Source organism: Kitasatospora sp. NPDC086801 (genome assembly GCF_044745805.1).
Taxonomy (GTDB): domain Bacteria; phylum Actinomycetota; class Actinomycetes; order Streptomycetales; family Streptomycetaceae; genus Kitasatospora.
In genome coordinates, this window is record NZ_JBIVAX010000019.1 from 128,809 (window position 1) to 144,525 (window position 15,717).

Genomic DNA, 15,717 nt, shown 5'->3' on the forward strand with positions numbered 1-15,717 from the left:
GACGTCCAGTTGGGGATGCCGGCACTGCCGGCCACACCGTACCCCGAGGAGGTGCACGCCCGGCTGGCCGCCGACGCCGCGGAGCTGATCGGCCGCTACCCGCAGGCCCGTTCGGCGCTGCTGCCGCTGCTGCACCTGGTGCAGGCCGAGGAGGGCTTCGTCAGTCCGACCGGCATCCGGTTCTGCGCCGAGCAGTTGGACCTCACCACCGCCGAGGTCACCGCCGTCGCCACCTTCTACACCATGTACCGGCGGCGCCCGGCCGGGAAGTACCACGTCGGGGTCTGCACCAACACCCTGTGCGCGGTGCTCGGCGGCGACCAGATCTTCGACGAGCTCCAGCAGCACCTCGGTGTGCGCAACAACGAGACCACCGGGGACGGCGAGATCTCGATCGAGCACATCGAGTGCAACGCGGCCTGCGACTACGCGCCCGTGGTGATGGTCAACTGGGAGTTCTTCGACGACCAGACCCCGGAGAGCGCCAGGCGGCTGGTCGACGACCTGCGCGCGGGCCGGGAGGTCCGGCCGACCCGCGGCGCCCGGCTGTGCACCTTCAAGGAGTCCGCCCGGATCCTGGCGGGCTTCCCCGACGAGCGCCCGGGTGCCAACGACGAGTCCGGCGCGGGCGGCGCGCCCTCGCTGGCCGGTCTGCGCCTGGCCAAGGGCGAGGCGCTGCCCGGCACCGGCGGCACCAAGGTCGTCGCGCCCCGCAACGAGGGCACCCGCCACGAGGGCACCGGCCACGAAGGGACGGACGCGTGATGACCTCCGCCGAGCCGGCCGAGAAGCTGCTCACCCCCGTCCTGTCCGCCTCCTGGGACGACGAGCGGCCCTGGACGCTGGCCACCTACCGCCGCCACCACGGCTACGACGGCCTCAAGGCCGCCCTGGCGATGCCGCCGGACGACGTGATCGCCCTGGTGAAGGACTCCGGGCTGCGCGGCCGCGGCGGCGCCGGCTTCCCCACCGGGATGAAGTGGCAGTTCATCCCGCAGAACGACGGCAAGCCGCACTACCTGGTGGTCAACGCGGACGAGTCCGAGCCGGGCACCTGCAAGGACATCCCGCTGCTGTTCGCCAACCCGCACGCGCTGATCGAGGGCATGGTCATCGCCTCCTACGCGATCCGCTGCGACCACGCGTTCATCTACCTGCGCGGCGAGGTCGTCCCGGTGCTGCGCCGGCTGCACGCGGCCGTCGCCGAGGCGTACCAGGCCGGGCTGCTGGGCCGGGACATCCTCGGTTCGGGCGTCGACCTCGACATCACCGTGCACGCCGGCGCCGGCGCCTACATCTGCGGCGAGGAGACGGCGCTGCTGGACTCGCTGGAGGGCCGCCGCGGCCAGCCCCGGCTGCGGCCGCCGTTCCCGGCGATCGCCGGCCTGTACGCCTGCCCGACGGTGGTCAACAACGTGGAGTCGATCGCCTCGGTGCCGCCGATCCTGGCCCGCGGCAAGGAGTGGTTCAAGGGTCTGGGCACCGAGAAGTCCCCCGGCTTCACGCTGTACTCGCTCTCCGGCCACGTCACCAACCCCGGCCAGTACGAGGCGCCGCTGGGCATCACGCTGCGCCAGCTGCTGGACATGAGCGGCGGCGTCCGCCCCGGGCACCGGCTCAAGTTCTGGACCCCGGGCGGCTCGTCCACGCCGATGTTCACCGACGAGCACTTGGACGTCCCGCTGGACTACGAGGGCGTCGGCGCGGCCGGCTCGATGCTCGGCACCAAGGCGCTACAGGTCTTCGACGAGACCACCTGCGTGGTGCGGGCGGTCACCCGCTGGACCGAGTTCTACGCCCACGAGTCCTGCGGCAAGTGCACCCCCTGCCGCGAGGGCACCTACTGGCTGGTCCAGTTGCTCAAGCGGATCGAGGCGGGCGAGGGCGTCGAGGGGGACCTGGAGAAGCTCCTCGACATCGCCGACAACATCAACGGCAAGTCCTTCTGCGCACTGGGCGACGGCGCCGCGAGCCCGATCGTCTCCTCCCTCCAGCACTTCCGGGCCGAGTACGAGCAGCACCTGGCCGAGCGCCGCTGCCCGTTCGACCCGGCCGCCTCCACCGTCTGGGCCGACGGCCCCCGCCCCGGCCACCAGTCCGCCACCGAAAGGGAGGTGCACGCGTGACGATCACAGAGCCATCCACCTCCACGGGCGACAAGGCCGCGGTCGAGCTGGTCACGCTCACCATCGACGGCGTCGAAGTGCAGGTCCCCAAGGGGACGTTGGTGATCCGGGCCGCCGAACGGATCGGCACCCAGATCCCGCGCTTCTGCGACCACCCGCTGCTCGACCCGGCCGGCGCCTGCCGGCAGTGCATCGTCGAGATCGAGGGCCAGCGCAAGCCCGTCGCCTCCTGCACCATCCCGGTCGCCGAGGGCATGGTGGTGCGCACCCAGGTGAGTTCGCCGGTGGCCGAGAAGGCGCAGCGCGGCGTGATGGAGCTGCTGCTGATCAACCACCCGCTGGACTGCCCGGTCTGCGACAAGGGCGGCGAGTGCCCGCTGCAGAACCAGGCGATGTCCACGGGTGACGCCGACACCCGCTTCGAGGGGATGAAGCGCACCTACGAGAAGCCGATCCCGCTCAGCACCCAGGTGCTGCTGGACCGGGAGCGCTGCGTGCTGTGCGCGCGCTGCACCCGCTTCTCGCAGCAGATCGCCGGGGACCCGTTCATCGACCTGCTGGAACGCGGCGCGCTCCAGCAGGTCGGCACCGGGGACGACGAGCCGCTCGACTCGTACTTCTCCGGGAACACCATCCAGATCTGCCCGGTGGGCGCCCTGACCTCGGCGGCCTACCGGTTCCGCTCCCGCCCGTTCGACCTGGTCTCCTCGCCGAGCGTGTGCGAGCACTGCTCCGCGGGCTGCGCCCAGCGCACCGACCACCGGCGCGGCAAGGTGCTGCGCCGGCTGGCGGGCGAGGACCCGGCGGTCAACGAGGAGTGGAACTGCGACAAGGGCCGGTTCGCGTTCCGCTACGCCCAGCAGCGGGACCGGATCACCACCCCGCTGGTGCGGGTGGACGGCGAACTGGTGCCCGCCTCCTGGCCGGAGGCGCTGGCCCGGGCCGCCGAGGGCCTGCGCGGCGCCCGTGCCGGAGTGCTGACCGGCGGCCGGGTGACCGTCGAGGACGCCTACGCGTACGGGAAGTTCGCGCGGGTGGTGCTCGGCACCAACGACGTGGACTTCCGGGCCCGCCCGCACAGCGGTGAGGAGGCGGACTTCCTGGCCGCCGCCGTCGCCGGGCGCGGGGTGGACGTGGACGGCGAGGGCCTGACCTACGAGCGGTTGGAGCAGGCGCCGGCGGTGCTGCTGGCGGGCTTCGAGCCGGAGGAGGAGTCGCCGATCGTCTTCCTGCGGCTGCGCAAGGCCAGCCGCGACCGGGGCCTGAAGGTGTACTCGGTGGCGGCGTTCGCCTCCCGGGGCCTGGCCAAGCTGGGCGGCGCGCTGCTGCCGGCCGCCCCGGGCACGGAGGCGGAGTGGTTCGCCGCGCTGGCCGCCGACGAGCCGCTGAACGACGAGGCCGGGCGGGCCGCCGAGCTGCTGCGCAGTGCGGGCGCGGTGATCCTGGTGGGCGAGCGGCTGGCCGCCGCCCCGGGCGCGCTGACGGCGGTGCTGCGCCTGGCGCACGCGACCGGTGCCCGGCTGGCGTGGGTGCCGCGCCGGGCGGGCGAGCGCGGTGCGGTCGAGGCGGGCCTGCTGCCGGGGCTGCTGCCCGGCGGCCGTCCGGTGACGGCTCCGGCCGCCCGGGCGGAGGCCGCCGGGGTGTGGGGGGTGGCGGAGCTGCCGTCCCGGCCGGGCCGGGACACCGAGCAGATCCTGACGGCCGCGGCGCACGGCGAGCTGGACGCGCTGCTGGTCGGCGGCGTCGACCCGGACGACCTGCCGGATCCGGCGCTGGCCGACGAGGCGCTGGCGGCGGTGCCGTTCGTGGTGTCGCTGGAGCTGCGGCCCTCCGCGGTGACGGCGCGCGCGGACGTGGTGCTGCCGGTGGCGGCGGTGGCGGAGAAGGCCGGCACCTTCCTGGACTGGGAGGGCCGGGTGCGGATGTTCGAGGCGGCGCTCAAGCCCGATCAGCAGATGGGCCGCCACCTGTATCCGGACCTGCGGGTGCTGACCATGCTGGCGGAGGCGCTGGGCCACCGGCTGGGGCTGCCGGACGTCAGGGCGGCCCGGCTGGAGCTGGACCACTTCACCCCGTGGACGGGTGACCGGTCCGCGGACCCGGCCGCGCACCCCGGCGTGCTGCCCCGCCCGGCCACCGGCCAGGCGGTGCTGGCGGGTTGGCGCCAACTGCTGGACAACGGCACGTTGCAGCAGGGCGATCCGCACCTGGCGGGCACCCGGCACCGGGCGGTGGCCCGGGTCTCGCCGACCACCGCGAAGGAGATCGGCGCGACGGCGACCGGCGCGACGGCGACCGGCGCGCGCGAGGACGGCGCCGAGGCGGGCGGGGCGCTGCGGCTGACCGGCCCGGCCGGTTCGCTGACCCTGCCGCTGGAGGTCACCGACTCGATCCCGGACCGCACGGTCTGGATCCCGCTCAACTCCACACCGGGCGGCGCCCACCGCGCGCTCGGCACCACCGTCGGCCATCTGGTCACGATCGCCGCGGCCGCCCCCGAGCCGGCCGTCCCGGCCGGGGCAGCGGCGGGCGACGCGGGCAGCGAAGGGGAGGAGCGATGACTCCGCAGCCGTACGAGACGCTCCACTTCTTCGGGCAGGACCCGTGGTGGCTGGTGCTGCTGAAGGCGGTGTTCTGCTTCGGCTTCCTGGTCCTGACGGTGCTCATCGCGATCGTCTGGGAGCGCAAGGTGGTGGCCTGGATGCAGTTGCGCATCGGGCCGAACCGGCACGGGCCGTGGGGGATGCTGCAGTCCCTGGCGGACGGCGTGAAGCTGGCGCTCAAGGAAGACCTGGTGGTCAAGGGCGCGGACAAGGTGGTCTACGTCCTGGCCCCGATCGTCTGCGCCGTCCCGGCGTTCATGGCCTTCGCGGTGATCCCGTTCGGGCCGGCCGGCAACGAGGTGTCGATCTTCGGCACCCGGACGGCGATGCAGCTGACCGACTTCCCGGTGGCGCTGCTGTACATCCTGGCGACGGCCTCGATCGGCATCTACGGCATCGTGCTGGCCGGCTGGTCGTCCGGTTCGACGTACCCGCTGCTGGGCGGGCTGCGCTCGGCCGCGCAGATGGTCAGCTACGAGATCGCGATGGGCCTGTCCTTCGCGGCGGTGTTCATCTACTCGGGGTCGATGTCGACCTCGGAGATCGTGGCGCACCAGCAGCCGACCTGGTTCGCGGTGCTGCTGCCGGTGTCGTTCATCGTGTACATCATCGCGATGGTCGGTGAGACCAACCGGGCGCCGTTCGACCTCCCGGAGGCCGAGGGCGAGCTGGTCGGCGGCTTCAACACCGAGTACTCCTCGCTGAAGTTCGCGATGTTCATGCTGGCCGAGTACGTCAACATGGTGACCGTCTCGGCGGTCGCCTCCACCCTGTTCCTGGGTGGCTGGCGGGCCCCGTGGCCGGTGTCGACCTTCTGGGAGGGCGCCAACCACGGTTGGTGGCCGATGCTGTGGATCACGCTGAAGATCCAGCTGCTGCTGTTCTTCTTCATCTGGCTGCGCGGGACGCTGCCCCGGTTCCGCTACGACCAGTTCATGAAGCTGGGCTGGAAGGTGCTGATCCCGGTCTCGCTGGTGTGGCTGGTGCTGATCGCGAGCGTGCGGGCGCTGCGCAACGAGGGCTACGGCTTCGGCGAGGTGGTGCTGTACGTCGGCGCGCCGGTCGGGGTGATCCTGCTGCTCGCCCTGCTGCGGGACTACCTGAAGAAGGAGCCCGAGCCCGCTGTGACCTCCGACGACGGCGCGGCGCCCGCGGGGGAGTTCGACCCGATGGCGGGCGGCTACCCGGTGCCTCCGCTGCCCGGACAGGAGCTCCCGCCGGTGCCGCGCCGGCGCAGCCGGGCCCCGAAGCAACTCCAGGACGCCCTCAACGGGGCCGACCATTCCGAAGGGAGCTGAACCGAGATGTCGTCCGACCACACGGAGCGGGCCGAGCGGCCCGACAAGCCGTCGATCCTCGGCCCGGCCGCCGGCTTCGGCGTGACCTTCAAGGCCATGTTCAAGAAGCGGCTCACCGAGCAGTACCCGGAGCAGAAGAAGCCCACCGCTCCGCGCTTCCACGGCCGCCACCAGCTGAACCGGCACCCGGACGGCCTGGAGAAGTGCGTCGGCTGCGAGCTGTGCGCGTGGGCCTGTCCGGCCGACGCCATCTACGTGGAGGGCGCGGACAACCGGGAGGAGGAGCGCTACTCGCCCGGCGAGCGCTACGGCGCGGTCTACCAGATCAACTACGCCCGCTGCATCCTGTGCGGGCTGTGCATCGAGGCCTGTCCGACCCGCGCGCTCACCATGACCAACGAGTACGAGCTGGCGGACTCCTCGCGCCGGGACCTGATCTTCACCAAGGACCAGCTGCTGGTCGGCCTGTCCGAGGGCATGGTGGACTCCCCGCACTCGATCTTCCCGGGCGCCGACGAGGGCGCGTACTACCGGGGCGAGATCACCGCGGCGGCGCCCGGGACGGTCCAGCAGGAGCGCACCGACCGGGAGCGGGAGGTCCAGCAGTGACCTCCCTCAACCTGGCTGCGACCGGGACGACCTCCGTCGGGGAGGCCGTCCAGTTCTGGGTGCTCGCGGTGATCGCAGTCGGCGGCGCGCTCGGCATGGTGCTGATGCGCAAGGCCGTGCACAGCGCGCTGTGCCTGGCGGCCACGATGATGGCGCTGGCGGTCTGTTACATGGCGCAGGGCGCGGTGTTCCTGGGCGTGGTGCAGATCGTCGTCTACACCGGCGCGATCATGATGCTGTTCCTGTTCGTGGTGATGCTGGTCGGCGTCACCAGCGAGGACTCGCTGAAGGAGCAGCTGAAGGGCCAGCGGTTCGCCGCGGTGCTGTGCGGGCTGGGCTTCGGCGTGCTGCTGGTCGCCGGGATCGCCAACGCGAGGCTGGACCACTTCACCGGCCTGTCCGAGGCGAACGCCGAGGGCAACGTGCCGGGCCTGGCCCGGCTGATCTTCACCCGGTACGTGTGGGCGTTCGAGGTCACCGGCGCGCTGCTGATCACGGCGGCGATCGGTGCGATGGTGCTGACCCACCGCGAGCACGTGACGGCCCCGAAGACGCAGCGCGAGCTGGCCGCTCAGCGGGTCGTGGACAACCTCCAGCTGCCGCCGCTGCCGGCCCCGGGCGTGTACGCGCGGCACAACGCGGTGGACGTCCCGGCGCTGCTGCCGGACGGCACGATCGCCGAGGACTCGGTGATGGCGACGCTGCGCGAGCGCGGCCAGGTCCGGGACGTCAGTCAGGAGATGCTGCGGCGGATGGCCGAGTTGGAGAACACCACGGCCGACTGGCTGGGCCGACCGTCGTCCGAGCGGCCGGCGGTCGCCGTGCCGCGCAAGTCCCTGGAGCCGGTGCCGGTGAACGGCAACGGCGGCCCGAACGGCGTGAACGGCCCGAACGGCGTGAACGGCCTGAACGGCGTGAACGGCAAGGACGGCCCGAACGGCCACGCCGACGAGGAGGGCGCGGAGTGAACCCGGTCAACTATCTGTACCTCGCGGCCCTGTTGTTCACCATCGGCGCGGCCGGAGTGCTGATCCGGCGCAACGCGATCGTGCTGTTCATGTGCGTGGAGCTGATGCTGAACGCCTCGAACCTCGCCCTGGTGACCTTCTCCCGGCTGCACGGCACCCTGGACGGTCAGATCATCGCGTTCTTCACGATGGTGGTCGCGGCGGCCGAGGTCGTGGTCGGCCTCGCCATCATCGTCTCCATCTTCCGGACCAGGCACTCCGCTTCGGTCGACGACAGCAATCTCATGAAGCTGTAGGCGGAGGGCCTCCGGTGAACTCTCTCATTCCGCTGCTGGTGGCGGCCCCGCTGGCCGGCGCCGCCCTGCTCCTGCTCGGCGGCCGCGCGCTGGACCGTTTCGGCCACTGGCTGGCCACCGCCCTCGCGGCGCTCTCGTTCGGCTTCGGCCTGGCGCTGTTCTCGGACATGCTGGGCCGCGAGGCCGAGCACCGGGCCGTCACCGAGCACCTGTTCAGCTGGATCCCGGTGAACGGTTTCCAGGCCGACATGTCGTTCCGGCTCGACCAGTTGTCGATGACCTTCGTCCTGCTGATCACCGGCGTCGGCACGCTGATCCACCTGTACTCGGTGGGCTACATGGCGCACGACGAGCGCCGGCGCCGCTTCTTCGCGTACCTGAACCTGTTCCTGGCCGCCATGCTGCTGCTGGTGGTCGCCGACAACTACCTGCTGCTGTACTTCGGTTGGGAGGGCGTGGGCCTCGCCTCGTACCTGCTGATCGGCTTCTGGCAGCACAAGCCGAGCGCGGCGACGGCGGCGAAGAAGGCGTTCATCGTCAACCGGGTCGGCGACATGGGCCTGTCGATCGCGATCATGCTGATGTTCACCGAGTTCGGTTCCTTCGCCTTCCAGCCGATCCTCGGTTCGGAAGGAGTGGCCGGTGGGGCGGCGCAGGCGAGCGAGGGCAAGCTGACGGCGATCGGCCTGATGCTGCTGCTGGCGGCCTGCGGCAAGTCGGCGCAGGTGCCGCTGCAGTCCTGGCTGGGCGACGCGATGGAGGGCCCGACCCCGGTGTCGGCGCTGATCCACGCGGCCACCATGGTGACCGCCGGCGTCTACCTGATCACCCGCTCGTCGGCGATCTTCGACCTGGCGCCGGACGCGCAGACCGCCGTGGTGGTGGTCGGCGCGGTCACGCTGCTGTTCGGTGCGATCGTCGGTTGTGCGAAGGACGACATCAAGAAGGCGCTGGCCGGGTCGACGATGTCGCAGATCGGCTACATGGTGCTGGCGGCCGGGCTCGGCCCGATCGGCTACGCCTTCGCGATCATGCACCTGGTGACGCACGGCTTCTTCAAGGCCGGGCTGTTCCTCGGCGCCGGGTCGGTCATGCACGGCATGAACGACGAGGTGAACATGCGGCACTACGGCGGCCTGCGCAAGTACATGCCGGTCACCTTCGTCACCTTCGGCCTCGGCTACCTGGCGATCATCGGCTTCCCCGGGCTGTCCGGCTTCTTCTCCAAGGACAAGATCATCGAGGCGGCCTTCGCCAAGGGCGGCACCGAGGGCTGGATCCTCGGCCTGTGCGCGCTGACCGGCGCCGCCGTCACCGCGTTCTACATGACCCGGGTGATGCTGCTGACCTTCTTCGGCGAGAAGCGCTGGCAGCCGGACGCCGACGGCAACGCCCCGCACCCGCACGAGTCGCCGAAGACCATGACCGTCCCGATGGTCCTGCTGGCCTTCGGCTCGGTCTTCGCGGGCGGGCTGTTCGCCTACAACGACTCGTTCCTGACCTGGCTGGAGCCGGTCACCGGCCACTCCGAGGGCGACTCGCCGCTCGCCCCGCTGACGGTCACCCTGCTCACCACGGCCTGCATGCTGGCCGGCGTCGTCGTCTCGTACCTGATGTACGGGCGCTCCGCCGTCCCGGTGGTGCCGCCGGTCGGCTCCCCGCTCACCCGGGCCGCCCGCCGCGACCTGCTCCAGGACGACTTCAACCACGCCGTCCTGGTCCGCCCGGGCTCGGCGCTCACCGCCACGCTGGTCTACTTCGACAGCCGCGGCCTGGACGGCTTCGTCAACGGTCTGGCCGCCACCATCGGCGGCATCTCCAGCCGGCTGCGGCGGGTCCAGAACGGCTTCGTCCGCTCGTACGCGCTCTCCATGTTCGGCGGCACGCTGGTGCTGGTCGCCACGACTCTCCTGATGAGGTCCGTCTGATGACTCGCGCAGATTCCACGTGGGGGGTGCGGCCATGAGCGCGTTGCTGACCGCGACCTGTGCCGTCCCGGCGGTCGGCGCGGTGCTGACCGCAGCCCTGCCCGCCGGGTCGACCGAGCGCCGCCGCTCGACCACCAAGGCCGTCGCCCTGGGCGTCGCGGCCGTCACCCTGGTGCTGGCCGCCGTGGTGGCGACCCGCTTCGACCCGCACGGCGACCGCTACCAGCTGACCGAGTCGTACAGCTGGATCCGCTCCTTCGGCATCACCTTCTCGCTCGGCGTGGACGGCATCGGCGCCGTCCTCGCCCTGCTCACCGCCGTCCTGGTGCCGGTGGTGATGCTGGCCTCCTGGCACGACGCCGACCCGGGGCCCGCCGCGTCCGAGGGCACTCCCGCCCCCGACACCTTCGAGAACAGGCGCCGCACCCAGGGCTTCTTCGCCCTGATCCTGGCGGTGGAGGCGATGGTGGTCGTCTCCTTCTACGCCACCGACGTCTTCCTCTTCTACGTGTTCTTCGAAGCCATGCTGATCCCGATGTACTTCCTGATCGGCGGCTTCGGCGACCGGGCCGGCGGCCCCGACGCGGCGCGCCAGCGCTCGTACGCGGCCGTGAAGTTCCTGCTCTACAACCTGCTCGGCGGCCTGGTGATGCTGGCCGCCGTGATCGGCCTGTACGTGATCGCGCAGGACCAGGGCTTCGGCACCTTCGACCTGCAGACCCTCACCTCGGCGATCGCCGACGGCAAGCTCCAGCTGTCCGGCACCGCCGAGAAGGCGCTGTTCCTGGGCTTCTTCTTCGCCTTCGCGGTGAAGGCCCCGCTGTGGCCGCTGCACACCTGGCTGCCGAACGCGATGGGCGAGGCCACCGCCGGCACCGCCGTGCTGATCACCGCCGTGGTGGACAAGGTCGGCACCTTCGCGATGCTGCGCTTCTGCCTCGGCCTGTTCCCGCACGCCTCGAAGACCTTCGCCCCGGTGATCCTGGTCCTGTCGGTGATCGGGATCATCTACGGCGCGCTGCTGGCGGTCGGTCAGAAGGACATCAAGCGGCTGGTCGCCTACGCGTCGATCTCGCACTTCGGCTTCATCATCATGGGCATCTTCGCGCTGACCAGCCAGGGCCAGAGCGGCGCCACCCTCTACATGGTCAACCACGGCATCTCCACCGCCGCGTGGATGCTGGTGGCGGGCTTCCTGATCTCCCGCCGCGGCTCGCGGCTGATCGCCGACTACGGCGGGGTGCAGAAGGTGGCCCCGGTGCTCGCCGGGACGTTCCTGATCGGCGGCCTGGCCACCCTGTCGTTGCCCGGGCTGGCCCCGTTCGTCAGCGAGTTCCTGGTGCTGGTGGGCACGTTCACCCGCTACCCGGCGATCGGCATCGTGGCGACCTTCGGCATCGTGCTGGCCGCGCTGTACGCCCTGCTGCTGTACCAGCGCACCATGACCGGCCCGGTGAAGGCCGGCGTCGGCGGGATGCCCGACCTCAAGGTCCGCGAACTGGCCGTGGTCGCCCCGCTGGTGGTGCTGACCGTCCTGCTCGGCGTCTACCCCAAGCCGCTCACCGACCTGGTCAACCCCTCGGTGAACGCGACGCTCTCGCAGGTCCACGAGACCGACCCGGCGCCGGCCCACCCGGTCGCCGCCACCTCAGGAGGTGAGCAGAAGTGAGCACCACCGGCATGCTCGCCGCCGCCGGCGGCAACACCGCCAGCATCCCGGCGCCGCACCTGGAGTACGGCCAGCTCTCCCCGATGCTGGTGGTGTTCGGCGCCGCCGTGGCCGGCATCCTGGTGGAGGCCTTCGTGCCCCGCCGGTACCGGCACTGGACGCAGGTGTCGCTCGCCCTGGTCGGGCTGATCGGCTCCTTCGTCGCCGTGGTGGTGCTGGCCGCCCAGGGCTACGGCTCCACCAAGGTCGACCTGCTGGCCATGGAGTCGGTCGCGCTGGACGGCCCGGCGCTGTTCCTCCAGGGCGTGATCCTGCTGGTCGCCGTCGTCGCGGTGCTCACCTACGCCGAACGGAAGCTGGAGCCCAAGGCCGGCGGCCTGCCCGCCGACGCCTTCGCCGCCCAGGCCGCCGCCACCCCCGGCGGCGAGCAGGAGCGGGCCGCGGTCCGGGCCGGCTTCGCCACCAGCGAGGTCTTCCCGCTCACCATGTTCGCGGTCGGCGGGATGCTGCTGTTCCCCGCGGCCAACGACCTGCTGACCATGTTCGTGGCGCTGGAGGTCTTCTCCCTCCCGCTGTACCTGCTCTGCGCGCTGGCCCGGCGCCGCCGGCTGCTCTCCCAGGAGGCGGCGGTCAAGTACTTCCTGCTGGGCGCCTTCGCCTCGGCGTTCTTCCTGTTCGGCACCGCGCTGCTGTACGGCTACGCGGGCAGCGTGAAGCTCGGCGACATCTCGGACGTGATCTCCGGCAAGGCGATGACCACACCGGCGCAGCTGAGCAGCACCCAGAGCGACGTGCTGCTGCTGATCGGCCTGGCGATGCTCGCGGTCGGCCTGCTGTTCAAGGTCGGCGCGGTGCCGTTCCACTCCTGGACCCCGGACGTGTACCAGGGCGCGCCGACTCCGGTGACCGGCTTCATGGCGGCGGCGACGAAGGTCGCGGCCTTCGGGGCGTTCCTGCGGCTGTTCTACGTGGCCTTCCCGGGCCTGCGGCTGGACTGGCGGCCGGTGCTGTGGGGGGTGGCGATCCTCACCATGGTGGTGGGCGCGGTGCTGGCGGTCACCCAGCAGGACGTGAAGCGGCTGCTGGCGTACTCCTCGATCGCGCACGCCGGGTTCATCCTCACCGGCGTGATCGCCACCAACAAGCAGGGCCTGTCCTCGGTGCTGTTCTACCTGCTGTCCTACTCCTTCGTGACGCTCGGCGCGTTCGCGGTGGTCACCCTGGTGCGGGACTCCAAGGGCGAGGCGACCCACCTGTCCAGCTGGGCCGGGCTGGGCCGGCGCTCGCCGCTGGTGGCGGGGGTGTTCGCGCTGTTCCTGCTGGCCTTCGCCGGGATCCCGCTGACCTCCGGGTTCACCGGGAAGTTCGCGGTGTTCCAGGCGGCGGCGTCCGGCGGGGCGACGCCGCTGGTGATCGTCGGTGTGCTGAGCTCGGCGGTGGCCGCGTTCTTCTACATCCGGGTCATCGTGCTGATGTTCTTCTCCGACCCGAAGCCGGGCGGCCCGACGGTGGCGATCCCGAGCGCCTTCACGGCGACCGCGATCGGGGTCGGGGTGCTGGTCACGCTGGGTCTCGGCCTGCTGCCGCAGTACTTCCTGGACCTGGCGTCGAAGGCCGCGCTGTTCGTCCGCTGACCGCCGCCGGGGCGGCGGTCAGCGCCCCGGGCCCGTCCGGGCCGCGCCCTCGGCGCGCGGCCCGGACACGCGTTTGCCGCCGGCCCACCGGCGGGCCGGCCTCCGGCCCTTGTTTTCCAGCCGAATTCGCCCCACCGCAGTACTGCCCCCACAGCCGCCCTGACCAGGGCATCCGGCCCGATCATGACAGGATCCGCACGCCCGTGCAGTGATCCACTCGTGACCGGATACCCTGCCTGTATGGCCAGCGGCGGCACTCAGGGACCAGGCCGCTAGATCGACCAGGGACAGAGGAGTGGTCTTCGTGACCGTCGTGGGACCCTTCGGGCTCAGCGTGCAGGACCGCGACCTGACCCGGGACGTTCAGGCCGGACTGGACGCGGTGGAGACGGCGCTCGCCGAGGCCGTCAAGAGCGACGTCCCGTTCATCACCATCACCGCCAGTCACCTCATCGAGGCCGGCGGCAAGCGCTTCCGCCCGCTGCTGCTGCTGCTGGCGGCGCAGTTCGGCGACCCGGGGGCGCCCGGCGTGGTGCCGGCCGCCGTCGTCGTCGAGCTGACCCACCTGGCGACCCTGTACCACGACGACGTCATGGACGAGGCCCCGGTGCGCCGCGGCGCCCCCAGCGCCAACTCCCGCTGGGACAACTCGGTGGCCATCCTCACCGGCGACTTCCTGTTCTCCCGCGCCTCCCAGGTGCTCGCCGACCTCGGCCCCGAGGCGGTGCGGATGCAGGCCGACGCCTTCGAGCGCCTGGTCACCGGCCAGATCCTGGAGACCCGCGGCCCCGGCCCGGACGGCGACCCGCTGCTGCACTACCTCGACGTGCTGGCCGGCAAGACCGGCTCGCTGATCGCGGTCTCCTGCCGGATAGGAGCGCTGATGGCCGGCGCCGAGCCGTGGATGGTGGACGCCCTCAGCGAGTTCGGCGAGCGGATCGGCATCGCCTTCCAGCTGGCCGACGACGTGCTGGACATCGCCAGCGACGGCCACGAGTCCGGCAAGACCCCCGGTACCGACCTGCGCGAGGGCGTGCCGACCCTGCCGACCCTGCTGCTGGAGCAGATGCCGGCCGACCCCGCCGACCCGACCGACACCCGGCTGCGCGAGCTGCTCACCCTGGACCTCGCCGACGACGAGCTGCACGCCGAGGCGCTGCGGCTGCTGCGCCGCCACCCCGCGCTGGAGCACGCCCGCCGGGAGACGCTGCGCCAGGCCGAGGACGCCCGGGCGCTGCTCGCCCCGCTGCCGGACTGCCCGGCGAAGGCGGCCCTGGAGGGGCTCTGCGACGCGGTGGCGATCCGGACCATGTGACCGGGGCGCGGCGGGCGGCAGCCCCTGACCGGCGGATCCGCGGACGGCGGGCCGGATGGTTGCCCGGATGGGGGAGACTGGCCTCTGTCAGCTCTGCCCTGCCGGGAAGGTCACCATGCGCCGCGTCGTCATAGCCGAGGACTCCGTACTGCTGCGGGAGGGGCTGACCCGGCTGCTCACCGACCGGGGCCTGGAGGTCGTGGCGGGCGTCGGGGACGGTGCAGCGCTGGTGAAGACCATCCACGAGCTGGCCGCGGCCGGGCAACTGCCGGACGTCGTGGTCTCCGACGTGCGGATGCCGCCGAGCCACACCGACGAGGGCCTGCGCGCCTGCGTCGAGCTGCGCGGCCACTACCCGGGACTGAACGTGCTGGTGCTGTCGCAGTTCGTGGAGGAGCGGTACGCCTCCGAGCTGCTGGCGGGTTCGACCCGGGGCGTCGGCTACCTGCTGAAGGACCGGGTCGCGGAGGTGCGCGAGTTCGCGGACGCGGTGGTCCGGGTCGCCGACGGCGGCACCGCGCTGGACCCGGAGGTGGTGCAGCAGCTGCTCAGCCGCAGCCGCAAGGGCGACGTGCTGGCCAACCTCACGCCGCGCGAGCGGGAGGTGCTCGGGCTGATGGCGGAGGGCCGCACCAACAACGCGGTGGCCAAGCAGTTGGTGGTCTCGGACGGCGCGGTGGAGAAGCACGTCAGCAACATCTTCCTGAAGCTGGGCCTGGCGCAGAGCCCGGAGGACCACCGCCGGGTGCTGGCGGTGCTCACCTACCTCAACTCGTAGCCGCCCGAGCGGCCCGGGGCCGGTGCGGGCGAGCCGGGGGAGCGGCCGTCGGACCCGGAATGATCTCCGGCGGCCGGGCGTTGTACTCCTTGTGCGGTTCGGGCGCGGGCCGGTGATTTCCCGCCGCACGCGGGAGTTCCGTCCCGGATCAAGTCCCCGCGCATAGGATGCGGGAGGTGCACCAAGCGGACGGGGCACGGGGCCGCGCCCGCGGTGGTGTGCCCTCGAGGAGGTCCGCGGCAGTGACCAGTCAGGTCGATCAGTCAGAGGCAGTGGACGGCTCGGACGGCGACGGCGGTCGTTCCGGGAGCGGTGACGGACGCCCCGGTGCGGCCGTGCCCGCCGATCCATCCGCCCCGGGAGGTTCGCCGCCGGGGCGGGCCAAGCCGATTCGCCGACTGGACCGGGTGATCATCCGTTTCGCCGGTGACTCGGGTGACGGGATGCAGCTCACCGGTGACCGGTTCACGTCGGAGACGGCGTCGTTCGGCAA

General features: G+C 71.8%; 12 protein-coding genes and 1 pseudogene. All 13 read left to right on the top strand.

Annotation, left to right across the window (positions count from 1 at the left end):
- The first annotated feature begins 15 nt into the window (after nt 1-15).
- Entirely contained in the window at nt 16-765 is a 750-nt protein-coding gene (gene nuoE, locus ACIPLC_RS21150; RefSeq protein ID WP_400474546.1) for an NADH-quinone oxidoreductase subunit NuoE, read from the top strand.
- Nucleotides 765-2,126 (top strand): NADH-quinone oxidoreductase subunit NuoF, encoded by a 1,362-nt coding sequence (nuoF, locus tag ACIPLC_RS21155; protein ID WP_400474532.1) that lies wholly within the window; start codon nt 765-767, stop codon nt 2,124-2,126. Before nuoE ends, nuoF begins: the two co-directional genes overlap by 1 nt.
- Nucleotides 2,123-4,687 (top strand): NADH-quinone oxidoreductase subunit G, encoded by a 2,565-nt coding sequence (locus ACIPLC_RS21160; protein WP_400474533.1) that lies wholly within the window; start codon nt 2,123-2,125, stop codon nt 4,685-4,687. The genes nuoF and ACIPLC_RS21160 overlap by 4 nt, the downstream gene beginning before the upstream one ends.
- Nucleotides 4,684-6,027 (top strand): NADH-quinone oxidoreductase subunit NuoH, encoded by a 1,344-nt coding sequence (gene nuoH / locus ACIPLC_RS21165; RefSeq protein ID WP_400474534.1) that lies wholly within the window; start codon nt 4,684-4,686, stop codon nt 6,025-6,027. Before ACIPLC_RS21160 ends, nuoH begins: the two co-directional genes overlap by 4 nt.
- Before the next feature lie 6 nt (nt 6,028-6,033).
- Nucleotides 6,034-6,636, top strand: a complete 603-nt coding sequence (gene nuoI, locus ACIPLC_RS21170; protein ID WP_400474535.1) for an NADH-quinone oxidoreductase subunit NuoI — start codon at nt 6,034-6,036, stop codon at nt 6,634-6,636.
- Nucleotides 6,633-7,604 (top strand): NADH-quinone oxidoreductase subunit J, encoded by a 972-nt coding sequence (locus ACIPLC_RS21175; protein WP_400474536.1) that lies wholly within the window; start codon nt 6,633-6,635, stop codon nt 7,602-7,604. The genes nuoI and ACIPLC_RS21175 overlap by 4 nt, the downstream gene beginning before the upstream one ends.
- Nucleotides 7,601-7,900 (top strand): NADH-quinone oxidoreductase subunit NuoK, encoded by a 300-nt coding sequence (gene nuoK, locus ACIPLC_RS21180; protein ID WP_030060110.1) that lies wholly within the window; start codon nt 7,601-7,603, stop codon nt 7,898-7,900. The genes ACIPLC_RS21175 and nuoK overlap by 4 nt, the downstream gene beginning before the upstream one ends.
- A gap of 14 nt (nt 7,901-7,914) precedes the next feature.
- Nucleotides 7,915-9,828, top strand: coding sequence for an NADH-quinone oxidoreductase subunit L (gene nuoL / locus ACIPLC_RS21185; RefSeq protein WP_400474537.1), 1,914 nt, complete (start codon nt 7,915-7,917; stop codon nt 9,826-9,828).
- Nucleotides 9,829-9,862: 34 nt separating this feature from the next.
- Nucleotides 9,863-11,497, top strand: coding sequence for an NADH-quinone oxidoreductase subunit M (locus tag ACIPLC_RS21190; RefSeq protein WP_400474538.1), 1,635 nt, complete (start codon nt 9,863-9,865; stop codon nt 11,495-11,497).
- An 11-nt stretch (nt 11,498-11,508) separates the two neighbouring features.
- Nucleotides 11,509-13,131, top strand: a complete 1,623-nt coding sequence (gene nuoN / locus ACIPLC_RS21195) for an NADH-quinone oxidoreductase subunit NuoN (RefSeq protein WP_400474547.1) — start codon at nt 11,509-11,511, stop codon at nt 13,129-13,131.
- 304 nt (nt 13,132-13,435) lie between these two features.
- The gene (locus ACIPLC_RS21200; protein ID WP_400474539.1) at nt 13,436-14,446 is read left to right on the top strand and encodes a polyprenyl synthetase family protein; all 1,011 of its coding nucleotides are present in this window, start codon (nt 13,436-13,438) and stop codon (nt 14,444-14,446) included.
- A 115-nt stretch (nt 14,447-14,561) separates the two neighbouring features.
- Nucleotides 14,562-15,224: a response regulator gene (locus ACIPLC_RS21205; RefSeq protein WP_400474548.1), complete on the top strand. Its 663-nt coding sequence runs from the start codon at nt 14,562-14,564 to the stop codon at nt 15,222-15,224.
- A 242-nt stretch (nt 15,225-15,466) separates the two neighbouring features.
- Nucleotides 15,467-15,717: pseudogene (locus ACIPLC_RS21210) on the top strand (2-oxoglutarate ferredoxin oxidoreductase subunit alpha); the annotation flags it as partial.

Coding starts and splice junctions, on each gene's coding strand:
- nuoN (WP_400474547.1), top strand. CDS start 11,509: ATGCTCGCCGCCGCCGGCGGCAACACCGCCAGCATCCCGGCGCCGCAC.
- ACIPLC_RS21190 (WP_400474538.1), top strand. CDS start 9,863: ATGAGCGCGTTGCTGACCGCGACCTGTGCCGTCCCGGCGGTCGGCGCG.
- nuoE (WP_400474546.1), top strand. CDS start 16: ATGCCGGCACTGCCGGCCACACCGTACCCCGAGGAGGTGCACGCCCGG.
- ACIPLC_RS21205 (WP_400474548.1), top strand. CDS start 14,562: ATGCGCCGCGTCGTCATAGCCGAGGACTCCGTACTGCTGCGGGAGGGG.
- nuoH (WP_400474534.1), top strand. CDS start 4,684: ATGACTCCGCAGCCGTACGAGACGCTCCACTTCTTCGGGCAGGACCCG.
- nuoF (WP_400474532.1), top strand. CDS start 765: ATGACCTCCGCCGAGCCGGCCGAGAAGCTGCTCACCCCCGTCCTGTCC.
- nuoI (WP_400474535.1), top strand. CDS start 6,034: ATGTCGTCCGACCACACGGAGCGGGCCGAGCGGCCCGACAAGCCGTCG.